Annotated in this window: 22 protein-coding genes; 10 read left to right on the top strand and 12 right to left on the bottom strand. The window is 44.6% G+C overall.

Annotation, left to right across the window (positions count from 1 at the left end):
• Positions 1 to 67 precede the first annotated feature (67 nt).
• A complete protein-coding gene (locus tag AB4323_RS01450; RefSeq protein ID WP_017062700.1) occupies positions 68 to 1,219 on the bottom strand; it encodes a CNNM domain-containing protein in 1,152 nt (383 codons plus the stop codon).
• Positions 1,220 to 1,489: 270 nt separating this feature from the next.
• Between AB4323_RS01450 and hupA the strand changes: the two genes are divergently transcribed.
• Complete coding sequence (hupA, locus tag AB4323_RS01445; protein ID WP_004729753.1) at positions 1,490 to 1,762, top strand: nucleoid-associated protein HU-alpha; 273 nt, start codon at positions 1,490 to 1,492, stop codon at positions 1,760 to 1,762.
• A gap of 47 nt (positions 1,763 to 1,809) precedes the next feature.
• The gene (locus AB4323_RS01440; protein ID WP_372151436.1) at positions 1,810 to 2,508 is read left to right on the top strand and encodes a DUF1481 domain-containing protein; all 699 of its coding nucleotides are present in this window, start codon (positions 1,810 to 1,812) and stop codon (positions 2,506 to 2,508) included.
• Positions 2,509 to 2,689: 181 nt separating this feature from the next.
• Here the strand turns inward: AB4323_RS01440 and purD are convergent, their stop codons facing one another.
• Positions 2,690 to 3,979 (bottom strand): phosphoribosylamine--glycine ligase, encoded by a 1,290-nt coding sequence (purD, locus tag AB4323_RS01435; protein WP_017062702.1) that lies wholly within the window; start codon positions 3,977 to 3,979, stop codon positions 2,690 to 2,692.
• Between the two features lie 214 nt (positions 3,980 to 4,193).
• The gene (gene purH, locus AB4323_RS01430; protein WP_372151434.1) at positions 4,194 to 5,786 is read right to left on the bottom strand and encodes a bifunctional phosphoribosylaminoimidazolecarboxamide formyltransferase/IMP cyclohydrolase; all 1,593 of its coding nucleotides are present in this window, start codon (positions 5,784 to 5,786) and stop codon (positions 4,194 to 4,196) included.
• A 325-nt stretch (positions 5,787 to 6,111) separates the two neighbouring features.
• On the opposite strand from purH, the gene zntR reads away from it, so the two are divergent.
• The 8 genes from zntR (at position 6,112) to AB4323_RS01390 (ending at position 11,928) form a co-directional block, all read left to right on the top strand.
• Entirely contained in the window at positions 6,112 to 6,552 is a 441-nt protein-coding gene (gene zntR, locus AB4323_RS01425) for a Zn(2+)-responsive transcriptional regulator (protein WP_136981938.1), read from the top strand.
• 401 nt (positions 6,553 to 6,953) lie between these two features.
• Entirely contained in the window at positions 6,954 to 8,156 is a 1,203-nt protein-coding gene (locus AB4323_RS01420; protein ID WP_372122115.1) for a tyrosine-type recombinase/integrase, read from the top strand.
• A gap of 191 nt (positions 8,157 to 8,347) precedes the next feature.
• Positions 8,348 to 8,530 carry an AlpA family transcriptional regulator gene (locus AB4323_RS01415; RefSeq protein WP_108187358.1) on the top strand — a complete coding sequence of 61 codons (183 nt, stop codon included), beginning with the start codon at positions 8,348 to 8,350 and terminating at the stop codon, positions 8,528 to 8,530.
• A gap of 263 nt (positions 8,531 to 8,793) precedes the next feature.
• Positions 8,794 to 10,566 carry a DUF5906 domain-containing protein gene (locus tag AB4323_RS01410; protein WP_108187359.1) on the top strand — a complete coding sequence of 591 codons (1,773 nt, stop codon included), beginning with the start codon at positions 8,794 to 8,796 and terminating at the stop codon, positions 10,564 to 10,566.
• 84 nt (positions 10,567 to 10,650) lie between these two features.
• On the top strand, positions 10,651 to 10,938 hold the full coding sequence (locus tag AB4323_RS01405) for a hypothetical protein (protein ID WP_146162740.1): 288 nt from the start codon (positions 10,651 to 10,653) through the stop codon (positions 10,936 to 10,938).
• Between the two features lie 237 nt (positions 10,939 to 11,175).
• On the top strand, positions 11,176 to 11,496 hold the full coding sequence (locus tag AB4323_RS01400) for a hypothetical protein (protein ID WP_108187361.1): 321 nt from the start codon (positions 11,176 to 11,178) through the stop codon (positions 11,494 to 11,496).
• Positions 11,493 to 11,753 (top strand): hypothetical protein, encoded by a 261-nt coding sequence (locus tag AB4323_RS01395; RefSeq protein ID WP_019820774.1) that lies wholly within the window; start codon positions 11,493 to 11,495, stop codon positions 11,751 to 11,753. The genes AB4323_RS01400 and AB4323_RS01395 overlap by 4 nt, the downstream gene beginning before the upstream one ends.
• A 40-nt stretch (positions 11,754 to 11,793) precedes the next feature.
• A complete protein-coding gene (locus AB4323_RS01390) occupies positions 11,794 to 11,928 on the top strand; it encodes a hypothetical protein (protein WP_258184730.1) in 135 nt (44 codons plus the stop codon).
• Positions 11,929 to 12,264: 336 nt separating this feature from the next.
• Here the strand turns inward: AB4323_RS01390 and fis are convergent, their stop codons facing one another.
• From fis to AB4323_RS01345, 9 genes are all read right to left on the bottom strand, one after another.
• Positions 12,265 to 12,561: a DNA-binding transcriptional regulator Fis gene (gene fis / locus AB4323_RS01385; protein ID WP_004729744.1), complete on the bottom strand. Its 297-nt coding sequence runs from the start codon at positions 12,559 to 12,561 to the stop codon at positions 12,265 to 12,267.
• A 23-nt stretch (positions 12,562 to 12,584) separates the two neighbouring features.
• Positions 12,585 to 13,553 carry a tRNA dihydrouridine synthase DusB gene (gene dusB, locus AB4323_RS01380; RefSeq protein ID WP_032546269.1) on the bottom strand — a complete coding sequence of 323 codons (969 nt, stop codon included), beginning with the start codon at positions 13,551 to 13,553 and terminating at the stop codon, positions 12,585 to 12,587.
• A 140-nt stretch (positions 13,554 to 13,693) separates the two neighbouring features.
• Positions 13,694 to 14,581 carry a 50S ribosomal protein L11 methyltransferase gene (gene prmA, locus AB4323_RS01375; RefSeq protein ID WP_017055901.1) on the bottom strand — a complete coding sequence of 296 codons (888 nt, stop codon included), beginning with the start codon at positions 14,579 to 14,581 and terminating at the stop codon, positions 13,694 to 13,696.
• A gap of 170 nt (positions 14,582 to 14,751) precedes the next feature.
• Positions 14,752 to 16,095, bottom strand: a complete 1,344-nt coding sequence (gene accC, locus AB4323_RS01370; RefSeq protein WP_017062706.1) for an acetyl-CoA carboxylase biotin carboxylase subunit — start codon at positions 16,093 to 16,095, stop codon at positions 14,752 to 14,754.
• Positions 16,096 to 16,110: 15 nt separating this feature from the next.
• Positions 16,111 to 16,563 (bottom strand): acetyl-CoA carboxylase biotin carboxyl carrier protein, encoded by a 453-nt coding sequence (accB, locus tag AB4323_RS01365; RefSeq protein ID WP_017062707.1) that lies wholly within the window; start codon positions 16,561 to 16,563, stop codon positions 16,111 to 16,113.
• Between the two features lie 74 nt (positions 16,564 to 16,637).
• Positions 16,638 to 17,087, bottom strand: a complete 450-nt coding sequence (gene aroQ, locus AB4323_RS01360) for a type II 3-dehydroquinate dehydratase (protein ID WP_010435475.1) — start codon at positions 17,085 to 17,087, stop codon at positions 16,638 to 16,640.
• Between the two features lie 323 nt (positions 17,088 to 17,410).
• Positions 17,411 to 19,360 carry an acetate--CoA ligase gene (gene acs, locus AB4323_RS01355; protein WP_009844693.1) on the bottom strand — a complete coding sequence of 650 codons (1,950 nt, stop codon included), beginning with the start codon at positions 19,358 to 19,360 and terminating at the stop codon, positions 17,411 to 17,413.
• 218 nt (positions 19,361 to 19,578) lie between these two features.
• Complete coding sequence (locus AB4323_RS01350; RefSeq protein WP_108086621.1) at positions 19,579 to 20,211, bottom strand: 3'-5' exonuclease; 633 nt, start codon at positions 20,209 to 20,211, stop codon at positions 19,579 to 19,581.
• Positions 20,212 to 20,221: 10 nt separating this feature from the next.
• A complete protein-coding gene (locus AB4323_RS01345; protein WP_372151440.1) occupies positions 20,222 to 22,054 on the bottom strand; it encodes a DUF294 nucleotidyltransferase-like domain-containing protein in 1,833 nt (610 codons plus the stop codon).
• Positions 22,055 to 22,210 lie beyond the last annotated feature (156 nt).

Here is a 22,210-nt window from a genome sequence, read left to right as displayed (position 1 = left end):
TCCCTAGGGAGCCTTTGTTGTATCTGACGGTATCAAATTTAGATTAAGCGTCTTTTTTGTCTTCGTTCTACACTTTGTCTTTTGATGCCTTATCTTTTGATGCGTCGTCGTCATTCGTTGATTTTGCATCTGAAGAGTCGTTGTCTGCTGGAGTTTCTTCCTCGTCCTCGTCATCGCGGTTTTCGATAACACCGTGTGTCTCTTTCCACTTCTCCCAGCGTTGGAACGCCAGTTCTTGCATGTCAGTCGTCTTATCCGCTTCGTCGACAATCTCTTCGCCCACTAGGTGCTCAAAGATGTCTTCTAGGGTGATGATGCCCTGAATAGTGCCGTATTCGTCCACAACTAAAGACAGTTGCAGGCGGTTTGCCATCATCTGGTCAAAGGCCTTAGCCAAGCCCATGTTGTTCAGCAACACGTGGATAGGGCGCATTACTTCACCCAAAGCTTTCTCACCACAACCGGCTTGCTGCAATCTAAACAGCTCTAAGCGGTGAACAAAACCGATGATGTTGTCACTCTGCTCGCTGTAAACCAGCGGACGTGAGAATGGCGTGTCTTTATGTTGTTCTAGGAACGTATTCACACTCATTTCCGCATCAACACGGAATACCACTGGGCGCGGCGTCATTACCTGAGTCACGGGTACATCTTGAATACCCAGTAGGTTGCTCAGGATTTTTGACTCGCCTTCTGCAAATTCACCGCTCTCTTTTGCCAAAATCGCCATTGCAGATAACTCATCACGCATTTTTGGTGCTTGGTGGCCACGAGCAAGACGTTTGGTGATCTGTTCTGAGAACCATACAAACGGTGTTAGGAAGAACACCATCCAACGAAGCACGCTTGCCGAAGCAGGAGCAAGTTGACGCCAGTAGGTTGCACCAATGGTTTTTGGAACAATCTCAGATAATACCAAGATACCTAGCGTTAGCACGGCAGAGAAGACACCTAACCATTGGCTACCAAAAACGACAGCCGCTTGTGCACCTGCTGTCGCAGCACCGATAGTATGGGCGATGGTGTTGAGCGTTAAAATTGACGCAAGCGGGCGGTCAATATCTGTTTTCAGTTTGTCTAAAGACTCTGCTGCAGGGTGCCCATTTTGTTTTAGTTGAGCAATGTAGCTCGGACTAATACTCAAAAGTACAGCTTCCAAAACAGAACAAATGAAAGAAACTCCAATAGCAATGGAGACGTAAATAGATAGCAGCAGCATGTTTGCCCTTAAATTAAATTGTACGCTTTAGCAGCGATTCAGCGTGGATTATAGTGAAAAAGTAGTGGCTAGGTCATCATTAATTTTGCTCTCAGCCCCTTTTAAACAAGGGCTTGCTTAATAAAATCAGTAACAAATTGTGAGTTATTACTCATATTATGGCTAAAACTACGGCATTAGAGCTAAAGATCGACGACAAACCTTTGCCAGATGGGGCATTTATGTTTTAGAGTGAATTGAATTCAAAAATACAAAGAAGGGAAACCTAAAATGAACAAGACTCAATTAATCGACTTTATTGCTGAAAAAGCGGACCTTTCTAAAGCACAAGCTAAAGCTGCTCTAGAAGCGACTCTTGGCGGTGTTACAGATGCTCTTAAAGATGGCGATCAAGTTCAGCTAATTGGTTTTGGTACTTTTAAAGTAAACCACCGTGCAGCTCGCACTGGTCGTAACCCAAAAACTGGTGATGAGATCCAAATCGCTGCTGCAAATGTTCCAGCATTTGTTGCAGGTAAAGCGCTGAAAGATTCAGTGAAATAATCTAAACTGTACCGAGGTAGTCGTATTCCACCTCGGTACAGGTTTTTATGAAAAAAGCATTTCTTCTCGTTTCACTATTATCTACATTTCTTATTGGCTGTTCTTCAACAAGCCCTCGCAAAAACCTAGAGCAATTTGAAACTCACACTGGCGGCCAAGTCATAGGCGACGCGACGAGTTTCTACTGGGTTACAAACAAGCTAACACAACCTCATACTTCAGCTGACTACGTCACTGTCGGCGATTACGGCTGGTACCAAACTGATTATGCTTGGTCAGAAGGCGTGCTTCGTGAATTCATTCGTGAAGGCGAGCAGCGTAACTCTTCTAATGAGCTGGTTCCCTATCGAGTCCATGTGCGTTTCAATAAGTCAGGCGAAGCTGTGTATCAACAGTATCGTATTGATAGCAAAATCTTACCTATCCAAGCCAAGCAGCTTGAAAACTATCAGAAAGAAGCGACGTCGGTTCTAGAGACCACAACGAAGCAGCATGATGAAGGGCTTAGGCTGATTCAGGGTTACTGGAATGGCAGCTCTTTTAAAACGTGCGCTGGTGGTGAGTTTGATCGCATTGAATTTAACCAGACCTTGCCAGGCTTCGTGATTGACCGATTGGCGTCTGTGGAAAGCTATGCGGCGTTTCTTGGCAGTGATTCACTGGGTAAGATGAGCGTGGAAGAGTTACTGATGCTGGCTGAAGACAGCCATGATTGTGTCGTTAGGCCATCATTGTTGAAAGAATAGCGAGTAATCAAAGGATTGAGAGTATTTGGCCTACTGTAGGCCAAGTGCCTATTTGTCTGTACAAATACAGATTCTTGTGTAAATGAGATAATAAAAGGCGCCTATTGAGGCGCCTTTTTCTGTTATTCACTTGCTGTCATTTGCTTACTGTTATTGGAAAGTAAGCGAGCAACAAGATTGTTTACTGCTCTTGTTCGCGCGCAATCGCACGGTAACCAATATCATTGCGGTGGAACATACCATTCCAGCTAACTTGCTTCGTCAACGCGTAAGCGCGCTCTTGAGCCTCAGAAACCGTATTGCCCAGTGCTGTTGCACAAAGTACACGACCGCCGTTTGTCACAACGTCGCCAGCTTCATTATTTGTCGTACCCGCGTGGAAAACCTTTTGGCCTTCAACTTCGCTTGTTGGTAGTGAAATAACGTCACCTTTTGCGTAGTCAGCAGGGTAACCGCCAGCCGCAAGAACAACACCGATAGAAGCGCGTGGATCCCACTTCGATTCTGCTTCGTCGAGCTTCTCGTCGATAGCCATTAGGCAAAGTTCAACAAGGTCTGACTCCATACGCATCATGATAGGTTGCGTTTCAGGGTCGCCAAAGCGGCAGTTGTATTCGATAACTTTAGGTGTGCCGTCAGCATCGATCATTAGGCCAGCGTAAAGGAAACCTGTGTAAGGTGCGCCTTCTGCGTCCATACCACGTACCGTTGGGTAGATAACTTCCTCAAGGATACGGTTGTGGATTTCTGGAGTTACAACCGGCGCAGGAGAGTAAGCACCCATGCCGCCCGTGTTTGGCCCAGTGTCTTTGTCGCCAACACGTTTGTGATCTTGGCTGGTGGCCATAGGAAGCACGCTAGAGCCGTCAACCATTACGATGAAGCTTGCTTCTTCGCCTTCGAGGAACTCTTCGATAACAACGCGGCTGCCTGCTTCGCCAAAGGCGTTGCCCGCTAGCATGTCTTTGATTGCGTCTTCTGCTTCTTCAAGGGTCATCGCAACGATAACGCCTTTACCTGCCGCAAGACCGTCAGCTTTCACTACGATAGGAGCGCCTTGCTCGCGAACGTAAGCGATAGCTGGCTCAATCTCAGTGAAGTTTGAGTAGTAACCTGTTGGGATATCATGACGAGCTAGGAAGTCTTTAGTGAATGCTTTAGAGCCTTCAAGCTGTGCTGCAGCTTGAGTAGGGCCGAAGATTGGCAAACCTACTTCGCGGAATGCATCAACCACACCGATAACCAATGGTGCTTCAGGGCCCACGATAGTCAGTTCGATTTTTTTATCTTGAGCAAACGCGACTAAACCAGCGATGTCTTCAACGCCGATGTTTACGTTCTCTAGTTTTGGCTCAAGTGCAGTACCTGCGTTACCTGGAGCGATGAATACTGTTTCAACGTTTGGGTTTTGTGCTGCTTTCCAACCTAGTGCATGCTCACGACCGCCAGCACCAATAATTAATACATTCATTTTATTTTACCTTTGATAGCTTCATCAGATTACCTATTTCGGCGTCAAACATGCTCACTTATAGTCATAAGCTCCGCGTGTTTTCCTTGAACTAGGCAATCTGATTTTGCTCTAAAAATTAAAATTTCTATTAACGTTGATGAGTAAAACGCCAACATTAATGAACGGTTAAACGAATAAAAAAGGCTCTAGGAAAACCTAGAGCCTATTCTGATTAGTGGCGGAAGTGACGCATGCCCGTAAAGATCATCGCCATGCCGTGTTCGTCTGCTGCTGCGATAACTTCGTCATCACGCATAGAGCCGCCCGGTTGGATAACACACTTGATGCCAGCCTCTGCAGCCGCGTCGATACCGTCACGGAATGGGAAGAATGCATCTGATGCCATCACACAGCCTTCAACCTGTAGACCTTCGTCTGCAGCTTTGATGCCTGCGATTTTCGCAGAGTAAACGCGGCTCATTTGGCCAGCGCCAACACCAATTGTCATGTCGCCTTTCGAGTAAACGATAGCGTTAGATTTAACGTACTTCGCTACTTTCCAGCAGAATAGAGCATCTTTTAGTTCTTCAGCTGTAGGTTGGCGCTTAGAAACCACTTTCAGGTCACCTTCAGACACCATGCCTTGGTCGCGGTCTTGAACTAGCAAACCACCGTTAACGCGTTTCACGTCAAAGCCAGTTGTCTTCGTTGTCCACTCACCACACTCAAGTAGGCGAAGGTTTTTCTTAGCTGCTACGATTTCTACTGCTTCAGCAGAAACCGAAGGTGCAATGATAACTTCAACGAATTGACGTTCAGTGATAGCCGTTGCTGTTGCAGCGTCTAGCTCACGGTTGAAAGCGATGATGCCGCCAAATGCAGACGTTGGGTCTGTTTTGAATGCACGGTCGTAAGCTTCTAGGATGTCTTCACCTAGTGCAACACCACATGGGTTAGCGTGCTTAACAATCACACATGCTGGCTGGTCGAACTCTTTCACACACTCAAGTGCTGCGTCAGTGTCAGCGATGTTGTTGTAAGAAAGGGCTTTACCTTGAATTTGGCGAGCTGTAGAAACTGATGCTTCTTCAGGGTTTGCTTCAACATAGAATGCTGCTGCCTGGTGGCTGTTCTCACCGTAGCGCATGTCTTGCTTTTTCTCGAACTGTTGGTTGAACGTGCGAGGGAATTTGCTCTCTTCATCACCTTCCTTGTTCTCACCGTATGATGGAACCATAGTGCCGAAGTAGTTAGCGATCATGCCGTCGTAAGAAGCGGTGTGCTCGAATGCTGCGATAGCGAGGTCGAAGCGAGTCTCTAGTGTTAGAGATTGCTCGTTCGCGTCCATTTCAGCGACAACGCGCTCGTAGTCGTGTGCGTTAACAACGATCGTTACGTCTTTGTGGTTTTTCGCTGCAGAGCGAACCATTGTTGGACCGCCGATGTCGATGTTCTCAACGGCATCAGCAAGGGTACAACCTTCTTTAGCAACGGTTTCTGCGAATGGGTATAGGTTTACAACAACCATATCGATAGGGTTGATACCGTGAGTTTCCATCACGTCATCATCTTGACCACGACGGCCTAGAACACCACCATGAACTTTTGGGTGCAGAGTCTTAACACGGCCATCCATCATTTCTGGGAAACCAGTGTAGTCAGATACTTCTGTAACAGAGATGCCTTTTTCAGCAAGCAGGCGAGCAGTGCCACCGGTAGATAGGATATCTACACCACGGTTAGCAAGAGCTTGTGCAAATTCAACGATACCAGTTTTGTCTGATACGCTGATTAGAGCGCGGCGAATTGGACGAGCGTTATTCATGCTTCCATCTTCCTCAAATTCATGGGGTTAAAATAAAGATATTTGCCAAAAAAGAACTTGTTTCTATCTTCTTAGCGTGGATTATCTTAGATACCAGTAAGAGATAAAATATTGGCCAGTTTTGGTAAAGACCTTTTGGGTTTGTCTTATGATCTAGCTATAAGATAACCAACTCCAAATTTGATGGCGCAGATTCTAACTAATTTATTACAAAAAAGCTCGCGCAATCGTTTGGCATCTCAAAATTAATTATGAAAAGTGCCATTTCAGCCTGAAAAGTAACGATAAGGTTAATTGTGGAATGGACGAAACAGTAGGAAAAAACATGTTCCAGATCGGTGAATTAGCGAAACGATGCGGTGTGACGGCCGATACCTTGCGATTTTATGAGAAGAATAATCTGATTGCGCCAGCCAGTCGCAGTGAGTCGGGTTATCGCCTATATGATGAAAACAACCAAAAACAGGTGACCTTTATTCTCAAATCCAAAGAGTTGGGGCTGAGTTTGGATGAGATTAAAGAATTGCTTGAGATTCGCTTGGAAGCGACGCAGCACAGTTGCGCGGAAGTGAAGTCGATTACCTCAGCAAAATTAGAGATGATTGATGAGAAGATCACTGAGTTAACTAAGATTCGCACCGCACTTAAAAAGATTAATGATGCGTGTTGCGGCCACGTAGACGACGATGCAAGCCATTGTTCGATTCTGGCAGCCTTGAATTCCGCAAACGTCGACAAAGGGCGCTGTTGTCGCATTGGGGAGTAATCAGCCACCTATCACGGTTCGACAAGCCAAAAAAAAGCCAAACTCAACAATGAGCTTGGCTTTCAATTCAATAAATTACGAAAGAACGATTAGTTCATGCCGTATTATCAAATAAGCCATTACCCTCAAACTCATCATATCTCACTTTAGTTCTCCTAATGCCCCTTGTAGCAACGGTTTGCTATCCTATTGTGTCTCACCTTCTCCCGTAATATCCTCAGATGTATCAGCAATTGCGTGGTATTTGTTGTGGTAGCTAATCCCTATCGCTAGCAAGTTTCAAAACAATTCTAATATTTAATATGACTCTTATGACTCTTATGACTAGGCCTTTAAATATAAGGGCTTAGAGGCGTCATAAGACTTGTTTTTCTTGTGACGGATAATGAAAGGCTTATGACATGGCAATCAGTGACAGCAAGCTAAAAGCACTCAGTGGAAAGAAACACGACAACGCTAACCCTATAAAGATTGCAGATCGAGACGGGCTTTACGCGTTCCACTACAAAACAGGGAAAGTTTCGTTTGTACTTCGCTATAGATACAACAAAAAGCAATACGAATTAAAACTAGGCTCCTATCCCGCAACATCGCTGCTAGAAGCGAGAACGGCAGCTACCGAGCATCAAAAGCATTTAGATAAAGGTTTAGATCCAAAGGTGCAGGCACAACTCCAACGAGAGAAGACATTGGAAGCGGTAACGGTCAGGGATGCTCTCGAGCACTGGATAGATAATGATGCAGTTAAAAAACGTGCAAACTTTGAAAAGCACCGAGCTCAATTCAAAAAGCACATATATCCGTTCATTGGTCGTTTGCCTTTAGAGCTGTGTGAAACGCGGCACTGGGTTCAAGTCTTTGACGATATTACTAACGGAGCGCACTCTCGCCCCGCCCCAAAAGCAAGCGGGTATATTCTTCAAAATGCGAAACAAGCCCTTAGATTTTGCCGAAACCGCCAGTTTGCTTATTCGACAGCACTGGAAGATTTGAACATTGCTGATATTGGCGAACACCAAAATAAAAAAGATCGCGTTTTGTCGTGGCCTGAGCTTATGGAGGCTTGGGAATGGTGTGATAACGGAAAAAACCATTGGTACTACAGAAATCTAGTTCGTTTATTGGTTGTTTTTGGCTGCAGAACTCAAGAGTTGCGTTTATCAAAAATCAAAGAATGGGATTTGGATTCGATGCTTTGGACTGTTCCGAAATCTAACAGTAAAACGGGTTCTGAAATTAAACGTCCAATCCCGATAGAGCTAGAAAGTGTTATTCGAACGCTAGTTGAAAACTCAAAAAATGAATTTCTTTTGGGTGAAGAAAAACGACCAGAGGCTGTATCTGCTTATGGTGCAGGAATTAGCAAAAAACTAGGTCATGAAAAGTGGAATTTACATGATTTACGCAGAAGTTTTGCTACCCACCTAAATGATATGGAGATAGAGCCTTATGTGGTTGAGCAGATGCTAGGACACGCCTTAGGTGGGGTGATGGCTATTTACAACAGATCGCAGCATATAGAGAAAAAAAGAGCAGCTTTAGACCTTTGGTTATCAAAACTAACTGACACAAAGCAACAATCAAACGTGGTGGGGTTTAAATAGTGGCGGTTTTCATAAAAAAAACAAAAAAATAAACGTCAACATTTTCAGTTGCTTAAATTTTCAATGAAAAGGAAAACTTTACTTATGTGTGTTTTTTCAATTAGTTACGATTTGGAGGCGATTGAACGAGCCCTCAAAGTGCGCATAATTAGACACACGCAGACTGATTGGAATTTACTGAGATAATAACTATGAATACAGAAAAATTACTCACATACGCAGACCTTTGTCCGATGCTAAATCGAAGTTACAAAAGCATTTGGAGATGGGTACAGAATGGCACGTTCCCGCAACCGGTAAAGCACCTTGGCCGTACAATTGGTTGGAAGCAATTGGATATTGAAAACTGGATTAAAGAAAGTAGTGAATCTTAGGTTAGATAATCACTTATGAATTAATCTTTATTTTTAAGTTGTTGATTATTAATTGAAATTATTGATTTTTGGGATTTAAAAAGGAAGTGGCTACCATGTTAAATACCAAAAACTTTGAATTTATCGAATGAACGAAGTCAATCAAGCGCCAGAAAGAAAAAACGCCCAACAAATAAATGCTGAGCGTCCTTAAAAAATCATTGGCTAACGGTAGATTCCAGCAAGATTCGAACCATTAGCCAACGCTAAGAGTATAGAAAATTATGGCTAAAAACGCACGGACTTCCGTAAGTGGTGATCAGCGAAAGTTTGAAAAGGCTATTCATGATGGCATTTGCTCGGATATGAATATTGCATTTGGTGACGCTAAAGAAATTGATGTGAGCTTAATACAGGATGAACACTACAAACGGGTAATTTCAACCTATGTAGACTTATTTGAGCGCCCACACGTTCGCCCAACAGGGCAGGATGTAGCAAAGGAAATTCAAATTAGACTTACTCGAAGCGGTATGGCTATGGAGGATGCGGAACGCATAGCTGACAGGGTTGAAGACTTTCACGGTATAGAGCCGGATACACTTTTAATCAGGCGAGCACTAAAAGGGCTGAGAACGGACACCACCGCACCTACGTACTTACACGAAATTAGCGAAAGCGCTCATCCGGTAGCTTATGACGCACTGCTTATCCTTTGTAGGGAATCTACAGGGGCAACGGTTTTAAATGAAATTACTCCTGAAATTATTTCTATTTTCAATTCTACGCATTCTGTTGTTTTGCATGGAAGTAAAACGCTTATTTGCGAGAGAGCTACCGATCATAAAGGTGGTGTGAGTTACGCATTCTCCAAGCCGGAAGACAAAAGGCAGTTTTACGGAAATCTCAACTTTTCATACCAACAGGGCGAACAAACTAAAAAGGCAAATTGTTATGGCGTCTGGATGAAAGACTTCTCACGCAGCACCTTTCACGGTGTGGTATTTGACCCGTCCGGACGCGCTAGCAATCGTTTTTTAAATATGTGGCAAGGTTTTGCGGTTAAACCCGCCGATGGTGACGATCTCCTAGACCGGATTATGTGGCATTTAAAGCATATTATTTGTTGTGGTAATGATGAGCATTTTAGATTTTTACTGGCGTGGATGGCTCACCTGATCCAAAAACCTGAGGAAAAAAGTGGCATTTGTGTCGCTCTAAAATCAGACGCAAGGGGAACGGGTAAAAGCACCGTGTCTAGGCTGTTAAGTCGATTGTTGGGGCAGCACGCAATCACTGTGCAGGATTCTAAGCATTTACTGGGGGCGTTTAATAGCCATTTAGCTAACAAGCTGTTAGTGACGATTGAGGAGGCATTTTGGAGTGGATCACCTAAGGATGCCGGCAAGATAAGAACATTAATCACTGAGAGCACGATATCTATTGAGGCAAAAGGAAAGGACGCTATTGAGGTTGACAGCTTTCATCGCTTTTTAATGATTACTAACAATGATTGGGTAGTACCTCAAACTGCTAATGAAAGACGCTTTTTTGTGTTGGAGGTTTCGGACGAAAAGGCCAATAACCGCGATTATTTTAAGCCGCTTAATGCTGACATTGAAGATGAGCAAACCATAGGGCAGTTTTTGAACTTCCTACAAGATTACGATTTATCGAGCTTCGATTTAAGAAAAGCACCAAGGACTGAGGCGACACAACAACAAGTTATGGAGTCGCTAGAACCACATGAGGAATGGCTGTCTGGAATCATAGAAAATGGCGAAATAATTGACGGGAACCAGTCATACGATCTTGAGGGTGGGGCAATCGTTCCCAAAGGCAGTTTTTTTGAATCTTATACAGGGTATTGCCAGAAATTGAGTGTTTCAGGCCATCGAATAATAAACGAGAAAAAGCTAGGGCGGTACTTGATTGGGACAGTGAGTTTGATCGATGGAGGAAGGCCCACAATCAACGGTAAGCGCACCACTTGTTACAAAGTGCCATTGCTAGAAGAAATGAAAAGCGCATTTGATAAAGCTTATGAGTACCAATAATTGAGAGCGGGTAAATTGATTATGAGTGATAAGGGAAGTTTAAAGTCGTTACTGGTTGAGCGAAACGCGCGAAAGACAGTGAAGATGGCAAAGCAAAGCAGGCTATTTAGTGGTTGCGAGTATTGCGACACAAAAGCGGTTATTAAGGATTATGTTGCGGGCGACTCTCAGAACGATGAAATGATGGAAAAACTAATAACTGTGTTTGGGACCGGCATTAATTCAGCACCCTATGAACGCGCCACAATTTACGCAACTGCGGATATTGCTCAGGCATTAAAGGATATGGGTAAATCATATGATGTAAGCCTGATTATGATTGATGTTGGATTTGACCCGTTTTGCGATCATGGATGGCGAAAAATCGTTTAAAAATAGCGAAATGGGAATATCAACCCTACGAAGTTGGGAATGTAAAAAGGCTGATTTTTAGAGTCTTAATTCCCATTCTAATAACAATAATATTGATTTTCAGATAACGAAATTAGCAAAAACAGCAAATATCACTACACAAACACAGAATATTGATTTTCACATGAATTATTGCCCACTAACTAACTACAAGGCATTGGTTAGATCTACTGGCAAAAAAAACACAGGATTACCATTTTGAAGCTATTAACCATTGAACAAGCGCGAGCAAAAGCAATCTCAGAACTGGCAGCTAAACTGGGCTTTGCTGTTGCTCACAATGTGGATTTAGACGCGCCTTCTCATATGCAGGAAAAGGACTCAAGTCGCGCAAAGGCTGCATTAATTGCAGGAATAGAAAAACTGATTGAGATTAACGCTCGCGACTTGCTGACTGATCACGTTCACAGTAACTACCAAGCTCGAATTGCAGAATTAGAGGGTTCGCTAAGGGAGGCAAACAAGAATCACGAAATGGAATTACAGAAGCTAATCGAGGAAGTGGAGGGTTTGAAATGAGCAAAAAGGACAAATTACTAGAGCTGCTTAATATGTCAAAGGCCGCTGACGATGCAATTATTCAGATTATGGTCGCAAGGCACCCCAATTTCTCTTCTAAGGAACTTAAAGGTAAAAAGCTACGCCAGTGTATCGATGAGTACCTAAAAGCCGTATACGAGCGCGCAGGGCAGGAAGAGTTCAACTTAATCATGAATTATCGTGACCCATCGATTAACACGGGCGGGTTAACTGGAGTTTTACGTAGACTAAAGTAACCGACCCAAGCACAGAAACCCCAAACAAGGAAAACACATCATGAGTAATTCATATCCGCCAAAATCGAGCACTGGAAAAGATATGACCAATCCGGCCTATAAGAAAATGAACGACCACTTAGCCAACTTTTTCCCTAAATCGGTGAAGTCCGTACCACCCGAAGAAAAGAGCTAAAATACAAATTATTGAATTGAGAGAGGCGCTAGGAACGGCGCTTTTTTTGTGCCTGTCATGTTTTGGTCACGTTTCTAATATGACGGGCGTCATAAGAGCGTGTTTTTGAAACCCTTGCTACATAAGGGCTGGTCACATTAGTCACCTTTTCCACCTTATTTTTTTAAAAAAACGCGGGGGATTTTTTTGATGAGTTTGGGAGGTCGCATGATAAAAATTAATGCGCAGTTTTTAGTGTAAAAAAACGGAATTGGTAGTTTGTGTGGTAGCTATAAAATAAAAAAGCCACTCAGTAAAATGAATGGCCTTTAAAAACAATAACTTATGAATTTTTTATTAATTCATGCCGTATTTTTTAAGTTTCTTGCGAAGAGTACCGCGGTTAATACCCATCATGGTTGCTGCGCGAGTTTGGTTACCGCGAGTGTACTGCATGATAGTGTCTAGTAGTGGCTGTTCAACTTCAGCTAATACTAATTCGTATAACTCGCTGACTTCTTGACCGTTTAATTGAGCAAGGTAATTTTTCAATGATGCTTTAACTGAGTCACGTAGTGGCTTCTGCGTGATTTGGTCTTGTGATGTAACTGTAGTTACTGTCAATGCTTCTGAAGTCAGATTTTGTTCGAACATATTCGGTCTAGCTCTTCTCGTAATTATGGTGCAACGTTATCAAAAAAACCCTCTAGCGCTTCAAGCTGCAGATCACCTGCTTCGAATGCGTTGAAGGTACGGCGAAACTCACTCGCTTGTTCATGTTCTTTTAGATACCAACCCACATGCTTACGAGCGATGCGAGGGCCTAAAAACTCTCCATAAAATTCATGTAGAGCGTGCACATGACCAAGCATGATGTCTTTCACTTCCGAAATCGGGAGTGGGTCCATCGTGGTGCCGTTTTCCAAATAGTGTAGGATTTCGTTAAAAATCCAAGGACGTCCTTGGGCAGGTCGACCTATCATTAAAGCATCAGCGCCGGTGTACTCCAGCACAAACTTCGCTTTTTCCGGACTATCGATATCACCGTTAGCGATAACCGGAATAGATACTGCTTGTTTCGCTGCTTTAATGTGTTTGTATTCTGCCTCACCTTTGTACATACAAGCGCGAGTTCTTCCATGGAGCGCAAGAGCTTGTATGCCGCAGTCTTCGGCTATTTTCGCGATTTGGACACAGTTTCTATTGTCTGTATCCCAGCCTGTGCGCGTTTTCAACGTTACTGGAACGTCGACAGCATTTACCACCGCTTTCAGAATGTCTTCAATGAGTTCTGGATGCTGCAGTAAGGCTGAGCCCGCAAGCTTCTTATTCACTTTTTTGGCTGGACAACCCATGTTGATATCGATGATTTGCGCACCGTTATCGACATTAAATTGAGCAGCCTCGGCCATAAGCTGTGGATCTGCACCAGCGATTTGTACTGAACGAATGCCCGATTCGCCTTCATGTACCATACGCTGCTGAGACTTTGACGTTTTCCAAACTTTCGGATTGGAGGACATCATTTCACTGACTGCCATCCCCGCACCGTAGCGAAGACACAACTCACGGAATGGTCTATCCGTTACGCCAGCCATAGGAGCGACGATTAGATTGTTCTTAAGTTGATAATTTCCGATTTTCAAAAATGTCATCACAGTTCTGTACCAGCAAGGGCGCGCATTTTACGCATTTTTTCGCTGCGTGAAAAGACTAATATTTGAGCATTTACAATTTGTTTTTGTAATTTGTTTAAATTTCAGTCAATTAGCGCCCAAAGTCTTGTCTAGCCTTGCTTGCGACCTGAGATTCGACACCATTCTTGTTGTTCGATGATCGGATCAATGTGAAGCTCATCACGATAATAAGTGGCAACATCTTCTGCTTGTGTATCTAAAACACCCGACATCGCAAGTACACCATTTGGCTTAACTAGGCCCTTGATGATGCCAGAAAGGTCGCGTAATGGACCCGCAAGAATGTTGGCAACAACAACGTCTGCTAGCAAACCTTCCGGTTGATCTTGTGGCAAGAACACCTCTAGTTGCTCAGCAACGCCATTGCGTTGTGCGTTGTCTTTTGATGCAAGCAGAGCTTGAGGATCAATGTCGATCCCGATAACTTTTGCTGCGCCTAGTTTGATCGCAGCGATCGCTAGGATGCCTGAGCCACAACCGAAGTCGATCACGGTTTTGCCTGCAAGGTCTAAGCCTTCAAGCCACTCAAGACACAATGCCGTTGTCGGGTGAGTACCTGTACCAAATGCAAGGCCAGGGTCTAGCATTACGTTAACAGCGTCAGGTTCAGGGATATCGCGCCAGCTAGGGCAGATCCATAAACGCTCACCAAACTTCATTGGGTGGAAGTTGTCCATCCATTCACGCTCCCAATCCTTGTCTTCAATTTGCTCTACTTTATGAGCAAAGTCTGCAGGGAACATGTTGCTTGCTTTAATCTGCGCTAGAACGACACCAGTATCAGTCTCAGCGTCGTAAAGCGCGAGAATGTCAGTATCACCCCAAAGGCGAGTTTCGCCTGGCAGAGGCTCAAATACAGGGGTATCTTGTGCATCCAGGAAAGTTACAGAAAGAGCACCAGTCTCTTCCATTAACATGTCGCCGATTTGTTCGGCATTTTCATTGGTAGCATTAAGCTTGATTTGAATCCAAGGCATGGCTGCATCTTCTATATGAGAAAAATTGGATGGCGAGTCTAGCAGAAAATATGAGCAAATTCACCAAAACCCCACGGAATATAATGGGGATTAAAGATTGATTTTTTCGGCGGTTCAAAAACAAAAATGCTCACCGAAGTGAGCATTTTGACTGTTCTTAAACGAACGGATTATGACAAACCAAGTTTCTTCTCAAGGTAGTGGATGTTTGCACCACCGTGTTGGAAGTTTTCGTCGTTCATAATAGACAGTTGAAGCTCAGTATTAACGTTAATACCTTCAACAATCATTTCACCCAATGCGTTCTTCATACGAGCGATAGCAACATCACGGTTCTCACCGTAAGTGATCAGCTTACCAATCATTGAATCGTAGTGTGGTGGCACTGTGTAACCCGTGTAGATGTGAGATTCCCAACGTACGCCCATGCCGCCTGGTGCGTGGAAACGTTCAATCTTACCTGGTGAAGGTAGGAAACGAACTGGATCTTCAGCATTGATACGACATTCGATTGAGTGGCCACGCAGCTTAATGTCATCCTGAGTGAATGATAGAGGCTGACCAGCTGCAATACGTAGCTGTTCTTTCACTAGGTCGATACCCGTTACCATTTCAGTAATCGTGTGTTCAACCTGGATACGAGTGTTCATTTCGATGAAGTAGAATTCACCGTTCTCGTATAGGAATTCAAATGTACCTGCACCGCGGTAACCGATCTCAATACATGCACGAGTACAACGTTCGCCAATGTACTTACGCATCTCTTCAGTGATACCTGGAGCTGGCGCTTCTTCCACAACTTTCTGGTGACGACGCTGCATTGAACAGTCACGCTCACCTAGGTGGATAGCATTACCTTGGCCATCTGCAAGCACTTGTACTTCAATGTGACGTGGGTTTTCTAGGAATTTCTCCATGTAAACCATGTCGTTGTTGAAACATGCTTTTGCTTCAGCACGAGTCATCGCGATAGCTTCTGTTAGTTCTGCTTCAGAACGAACAACACGCATACCACGACCGCCGCCGCCGCCAGATGCCTTGATGATAACTGGGAAGCCAATGCGTTTAGCGTGCGCTTTGTTTTTTGCTTCGTCGTCGTCAAGAGGGCCGTCAGAACCTGGTACACAAGGTACGCCAGCTTTCTTCATTGACGTGATAGCTGACACTTTGTCACCCATCATGCGAATGGTTTCAGCTTTAGGGCCAACGAAGATAAAGCCACTGCGCTCTACCTGTTCTGCAAAGTCTGCATTTTCAGATAGGAAGCCGTAGCCAGGGTGAACAGCTACTGCACCTGTAACTTCAGCTGCGCTGATGATACGAGGGATGTTTAGGTAGCTATCGATACCACGAGCTGGACCGATACAAATGGTTTCGTCTGCAAGCAGTACGTGCTTAAGATCACGGTCAGCAGTTGAGTGAACCGCTACCGTTTTAATGCCAAGCTCTTTACATGCACGCAGAATACGTAGTGCAATCTCACCACGGTTCGCGATTACTAATTTATCTAACATAATGAGTGCTCTCTATTATTCGATAATTACTAGAGCTTGGTCGAATTCTACTGGTTGACCGTCTTCAACTAGGATAGCTGTTACAACACCAGATTTATCAGCTTCGATTTGGTTCATCATTTTCATTGCTTCAACGATACATAGCGTTTCGCCAGCAGTTACAGATTGACCAACTTTAACGAATGGTTTTGCGTCTGGGCTTGGAGCGCCGTAGAAAGTACCAACCATTGGAGAAAGAACTTGGTGACCAGCTGGAACTGCAGGAGCTGCTGCTTCTGCTGCTACAGGTGCCGCCGCAGGAGCTGCTGCCGCTACAGGTGCTGGAGCAGCTGCATATTGAACAGGTGCTACAGGTGCAGTGCTGTTACGACTGATTCGTACTGACTCTTCACCTTCAGAGATTTCTAGCTCAGAAATACCAGACTCTTCAACCAATTCGATTAGCTTTTTGATTTTGCGAATATCCATTGTTTCTTTCTCTTTATCTGTTAATTGAACTTACTCTATGACTGAGTAGGTTAGTAATAGTTCGTTGTTTATGTTTACTTTGAGTTGAGCTTGCTGAGCGCAGCGGTCAAAGCAAATTGATAACCTTGGGCACCTAAGCCACAAATCACACCTTCTGCTTTATCAGATAGGTAAGAGTGGTGACGGAATGGTTCACGCGCGTGAACATTCGATAGATGAACCTCAATAAATGGTATTGCAACGCCAAGTAGTGCATCACGCAGTGCCACACTGGTATGTGTAAAGGCTGCTGGGTTGATAATAATAAAATCAACATTTTGATAAGCACTATGGATAGCTTCAATCAGTTCGTACTCACGATTTGACTGTAAGTGAGATAGCTCAACATCGTGTGCTTTCGCTTGCTCGGTCAGTGAGCTAATAATCTGGTCAAGTGTTTGAGAACCGTAGTGTGCGGGCTCTCTAAGGCCTAACAGGTTAAGGTTTGGGCCATTTAAAACTAGAATGCGAAACTTTGTAGACATCGTGGGGCTATCTTCCTTTATCGTGTTTACGAACGTGAATGTTGCCATTTTATTGAAAATTTGCGGTTAATTTCCAGTGAGAAAAACCCAAATTTAAAAATTAGAACCAGATTATAGCTAATTCAGCGCAAATCGCAGCAATTTACTGGTCTAATCTCCTATTGATACAGCTTGGAATTGTTACCAACTTAACAAAAAAGCGTCTTAGCCTTAATTTGGGGCGGGATATTTGAGATCAAGATCAGCCATAAAAAAAACCGCCACATAGGTGACGGTTTAGAAAGTGCTGTTTTAAACAGTGATTAGCTGCTGTGACTGGTTGCTTATGCCAGTTCTGCTTTCTCGGCAATCAGCTTATCAACCACACTTGGGTCGGCCAGTGTCGAGGTATCACCTAGGTTACCTGTATCGCCAGTCGCGATTTTACGCAGGATACGACGCATGATTTTACCCGAACGAGTTTTTGGTAGAGAGTCGGTCCAGTGCAGTACATCTGGCGTTGCAATTGGGCCAATCTCTTTACGTACCCAGTCTTTCACTTCTTTATGAAGCTCTGCGGTTGGGAACTCACCATCATTCAGCGTGATGTAAGCGTAAATCGCTTGGCCTTTAATATCATGAGGGATGCCCACAATCGCGGCTTCTGCAATCTTATCGAACGCGACTAGAGCCGATTCAATCTCAGCAGTACCCATACGGTGACCTGATACGTTAAGTACATCATCGACACGCCCCGTAATCCAGTAGTAACCGTCTTCATCACGACGAGCGCCGTCACTGGTGAAGTACATGCCTTTAAAGGTCGAGAAGTAAGTCTGTTCGAAGCGGTCATGATCGCCATGAACGGTACGCATTTGGCCTGGCCAAGAGTCAAGAATCACTAGGTTGCCGTCTGTTGCACCCTCAATGATGTTACCCATGTTATCAACCAGTGCCGGTTGCACACCGAAGAATGGACGAGTTGCAGAGCCCGGTTTCAGGTCTGTTGCGCCTGGTAGCGGTGCAATCAAGATACCGCCCGTTTCTGTTTGCCACCATGTATCAACAATTGGAGATTGCTCATTACCGATTGTTTTGTAGTACCACTCCCACGCCTCTGGGTTGATAGGTTCACCCACTGAGCCCATGATTCTTAGGCTGTCACGAGAAGTACCTTCAACGGCTTCATTGCCTTTCGCCATCAATGCACGAATAGCCGTTGGCGCCGTATAAAGAATATTAACTTGGTGCTTATCGACCACTTCGCTCATGCGGCTGGTGTTCGGGTAATTTGGCACGCCTTCAAACAGAATCGTTTTTGCGCCATTAGCAAGCGGTCCGTAAACAAGATATGTGTGACCGGTAATCCAACCCACATCGGCTGTACACCAGAAAGTCTCGCCTTCTTGGTAATCGAATACGTATTTGAAGGTCATCGCAGCATAAACAAGGTAGCCACCTGTGGTGTGCATAACGCCTTTAGGTTTACCTGTTGAGCCTGACGTATAAAGGATGAATAGTGGATCTTCTGCGTTCATCTCTTCTGGTGGGCAATCTGCAGATACATTAGCAATAGCATCGTGCCACCACACATCGCGATGTTCGTGCCAAGCAACATCGCCGCCAGTGCGTTTGAATACGACAACCTTCTCGATGTTCTTCACTTCAGGGTTAGTCAGTGCTTCATCGACGTTTTTCTTCAGTGGAACAGCACGGCCGCCACGCACGCCTTCATCGGCAGTGATAACGACTTTAGAATTTGAATCGATAATACGACCAGACAGAGCTTCTGGTGAGAAACCACCAAATACGACTGTGTGGACTGCACCGATACGGGTACATGCCAGCATGGCAACAGCAGCTTCTGGAACCATTGGCATGTATAAACAAACCACATCACCTTTGCGTACGCCTTGCTCTTTTAAAGCATTTGAAAACAGGCACACTTCTTTGTGTAGTTCATTAAAAGTTAGCGTTTTGTCATCAGCCGGGTCATCGCCTTCCCAGATAATAGCGACTTCATCACCGCGCTCAGCAAGGTGGCGGTCGATACAGTTAGCCGAAACGTTAAGCGTGCCATCTTCAAACCAGCGAATATCAATGTGGCCAGGGTCGAAAGAGGTGTTTTTTACCTGTGTGAAAGGCTTAATCCAATCAACGATTTTTCCGTGTTCACCCCAAAAGCCTTCAGGATCAGAAACAGATTGCTGGTACATGGCTAGGTAAGTGTCATTATCCGCGTGTGTGGTTGATTTAATATTTTCTTTTACCGGATAAACGTGGGCTTCACTCATTGCATCTCTCCTTGTGCCTACATTCCTAATGAACTGGCAACTTCCTTTGTGTTCAGTTTCTAGGTCTATTACAGAACCGTCGTTGTGCTATCACTCTCGGCTAGGACGGCGATTTCCACAATTAGACTTTAGGATGAGACGCCGCTTTTCACTTAAAAAATAGCGAGTTAAGTTCATTTTTGAGAGATTGCTCTCTATGTGGAAAGGCAGTAGTTGAATTAGATATACGAAGAGTTAAAGCGCGGTAAGTCGCCGTGCTTTAGGCGAACAAAAATCAGCGCAGCGGAGATAGCATCTTGTAATGCATCATGTTTATTGACCGGGATAGGTAAATCGAGCTGACGACAGATGGCATCGATACTGAGGTCAAAATAGGCATTCGGCAGCTGCCTTTCGAGTTTCTCTTGGTAGAGCTGGCTCACTTCGACTAATCGGTTAGGCAGTGGAAATCCAAGCTGTTTTAAACAGGCACGGTCGAGAATCTTCTTATCATAGCGGATGTGATAGCCGACTAAAGGACGATTTCCGATGAAGTTCAGTAGCTCAATTAGGGCTTGTTTCTCTTCTATACCGTGCTTTAGATCTTGATGGCGAATGCGGTGGATTTTGATGGAATTGCAATCGAGTGACTGAGGTGCTCTGAGTCGAACTTCAAAAGGTTGGCTGGTAATGATTCGGTTACCGATGATCTTGGTCGCGGCAATAGTGACTAATTCCGCCTGATTAGGGTCGAGGCTGGTGGTTTCACAATCGAGCGATACATATTCATTATGTGTAGGCGTAGCAAACAGAGGCTGATAAGGAGAGCCTTTGAGCTTGTGATGCCAGTAATAACGAACCAATCTATTCATCGTTCAATGCCTAATCTCTTATCTGATAGTGGTAACCTAGCCATTGCTTGAATTTCTTCACCACATGTAGGCTATGACGAAGCAGATCTCTGTCTGCTCGCTCCATCAGTTTGACGTTGATCTTGTTGCTGCTGTGCTGCTGAGAAAGCCTTTGGGCTAAGCGCCACTTAAAGAATTGTTTGAGAGCTTCACTGAGATTGTCTGCGGTGCTTTGCTCTAATACCTTCTTGCTGACCAACTGCTCAATGCGTTCGAAGGTGTTGTTGACCGTGACACCATGCTCTAGGCAAAGCGCTCTCACACCATGCACGATTGGGAAAATACCGCCTTGTTTGATATCGAGCCCTGACTTGGATTGCTTCACATTGCCAAATAGGGTGAGGGGGACCGAGAAGTTCAACGCCGGGCGGCAGAACTCCGTCAGAATCAATTCTTGTCCGAGCATCAAATCGCTGAGGTGCTGCTTTACAGGTTTTAATAACTCTCTATTACCCGCTACTGCGTGTGCATCTGCCATGATCGCAATATCCATCACGGTGTCTGGCGTGGCTTTTTTTACCCAACGGGTGAGCGTTTGTTTCCACTCTTTTTCTGAATGTACCCATTTCGGGTTGTTGACCATCACATTGCCCGGGCACAGTGGATAGCCCAATTGCTGCAGTGTGTGGGTGAGATCGTTCATGGCACTTTGGCATTGATGCCACTCCAAGCCATCTTGAATTATTAGCGCGTTGTCTTGATCGGTTTTGAGAATTTGTTCCCCACGGCCTTCGGAACCCAACACGATTAGGCAGCAATGATTATGCAGTGCAGGTGGGATCACCAACTCAAAAGCCTTCTCTATGATCTGTTCGTTGACCGCAGAAATCAGCTCCATGATAAAGCGTGTGCGAATCCCATTACTGAGCAAGCTCTCGACCAGTTGACGTTGTTTGTTGGATGCCATTGCCAATTCTTCAACGCTGGTGGCGCGCGCAATACGCAAAGTAAGAACGTGGGAGTGTGTGGAGAATGCACTGAGAATCTGTGTCATATCCACCATGCCGACCGCATTTTTACCATCACAAACCATCAACCTTTTTACTCGATTTCTGGTCATGGTAATCATGGCGTTAAATAAGAAATCGCCTTGGTTCACGTGCATCACCGGAAACGTTGCGATCTCACCGACAGGCGCATCCAGTGTGAAATTATCGAGCATCACAGCATGCAATAAATTGGTTCGAGTGACGATTCCATACGGCAAGGAACATGATGATCCAAAAGCTTTTGGATCATTATGTTCCAAATGGACTAGGGCCGAGTCTAACCCTTGTTCTTTAAGGGTTTGAGTGACTTGGTTGATCGGTTGGTTTGGTTCAAGTATCAGTGGTGGGTGATAGATAGAGTCATCCACTTTGGTTAATATAAACTCGGCAAGATTCTGTTGCTGCTGGGCGGCTTCTATCAAAGCTTTTCGTGTTGATAGGTTGCTATCAAAGTAGGCAGCGAATTGGCCATTGGCGTGGTAAAGCTCAAGAAAAATATCGGTGGGCAGCAGATAACTTAATGTATCTTCGAGTGCGATATATTGGTGTTTGGTGTGGGGTTCAAACTGGCTGCGGACATCAAAAATATCGTCATTGGCATAGTGTGCGTAAATCTCACCATCACTGCTCGCGCGCTCTTCAACAGCTCCTTTGATCAAAATATGCAGGTGTCGGCTCGGCCTTTCAGCTTCCAGTATCACTTCTTGAGAGCGGTAATACACCACGTCTAATGAAGAGCGAAGCTTCAACTGTTCGGCGTCGGACAGGCTATCGAAGGGCGGGTGCTGCATATTAAATTTGTCAGGCATAAGCATCACAAGAAGAAATGGGAGTCTTTAATCAGTCTGACAAAATACCAGCGAAGCTCCAGACGACTTTAGTCTAAATGCGAGTATGAGTATTGATGAGCGTGAAATCTCTTGTTGAAATGCGATATCCAGACCCATTGAATATGGGAATACTATCCCAGT

Origin of the sequence: Vibrio sp. 10N.261.52.C11 (assembly GCF_041471405.1) — a bacterium.
GTDB lineage: Bacteria > Pseudomonadota > Gammaproteobacteria > Enterobacterales > Vibrionaceae > Vibrio > Vibrio crassostreae_C.
The sequence above is the reverse complement of the archived record's forward strand: the minus strand, read 5'-3'. Positions and strand labels throughout refer to the sequence as shown.

Coding starts and splice junctions, on each gene's coding strand:
- AB4323_RS01450 (WP_017062700.1), bottom strand. CDS start 1,219: ATGCTGCTGCTATCTATTTACGTCTCCATTGCTATTGGAGTTTCTTTC.
- hupA (WP_004729753.1), top strand. CDS start 1,490: ATGAACAAGACTCAATTAATCGACTTTATTGCTGAAAAAGCGGACCTT.
- AB4323_RS01440 (WP_372151436.1), top strand. CDS start 1,810: ATGAAAAAAGCATTTCTTCTCGTTTCACTATTATCTACATTTCTTATT.
- purD (WP_017062702.1), bottom strand. CDS start 3,979: ATGAATGTATTAATTATTGGTGCTGGCGGTCGTGAGCATGCACTAGGT.
- purH (WP_372151434.1), bottom strand. CDS start 5,786: ATGAATAACGCTCGTCCAATTCGCCGCGCTCTAATCAGCGTATCAGAC.
- zntR (WP_136981938.1), top strand. CDS start 6,112: ATGTTCCAGATCGGTGAATTAGCGAAACGATGCGGTGTGACGGCCGAT.
- AB4323_RS01420 (WP_372122115.1), top strand. CDS start 6,954: ATGGCAATCAGTGACAGCAAGCTAAAAGCACTCAGTGGAAAGAAACAC.
- AB4323_RS01415 (WP_108187358.1), top strand. CDS start 8,348: ATGAATACAGAAAAATTACTCACATACGCAGACCTTTGTCCGATGCTA.
- AB4323_RS01410 (WP_108187359.1), top strand. CDS start 8,794: ATGGCTAAAAACGCACGGACTTCCGTAAGTGGTGATCAGCGAAAGTTT.
- AB4323_RS01405 (WP_146162740.1), top strand. CDS start 10,651: ATGGCAAAGCAAAGCAGGCTATTTAGTGGTTGCGAGTATTGCGACACA.
- AB4323_RS01395 (WP_019820774.1), top strand. CDS start 11,493: ATGAGCAAAAAGGACAAATTACTAGAGCTGCTTAATATGTCAAAGGCC.
- AB4323_RS01390 (WP_258184730.1), top strand. CDS start 11,794: ATGAGTAATTCATATCCGCCAAAATCGAGCACTGGAAAAGATATGACC.
- fis (WP_004729744.1), bottom strand. CDS start 12,561: ATGTTCGAACAAAATCTGACTTCAGAAGCATTGACAGTAACTACAGTT.
- prmA (WP_017055901.1), bottom strand. CDS start 14,581: ATGCCTTGGATTCAAATCAAGCTTAATGCTACCAATGAAAATGCCGAA.
- accC (WP_017062706.1), bottom strand. CDS start 16,095: ATGTTAGATAAATTAGTAATCGCGAACCGTGGTGAGATTGCACTACGT.
- accB (WP_017062707.1), bottom strand. CDS start 16,563: ATGGATATTCGCAAAATCAAAAAGCTAATCGAATTGGTTGAAGAGTCT.
- aroQ (WP_010435475.1), bottom strand. CDS start 17,087: ATGTCTACAAAGTTTCGCATTCTAGTTTTAAATGGCCCAAACCTTAAC.
- acs (WP_009844693.1), bottom strand. CDS start 19,360: ATGAGTGAAGCCCACGTTTATCCGGTAAAAGAAAATATTAAATCAACC.
- AB4323_RS01350 (WP_108086621.1), bottom strand. CDS start 20,211: ATGAATAGATTGGTTCGTTATTACTGGCATCACAAGCTCAAAGGCTCT.
- AB4323_RS01345 (WP_372151440.1), bottom strand. CDS start 22,054: ATGCTTATGCCTGACAAATTTAATATGCAGCACCCGCCCTTCGATAGC.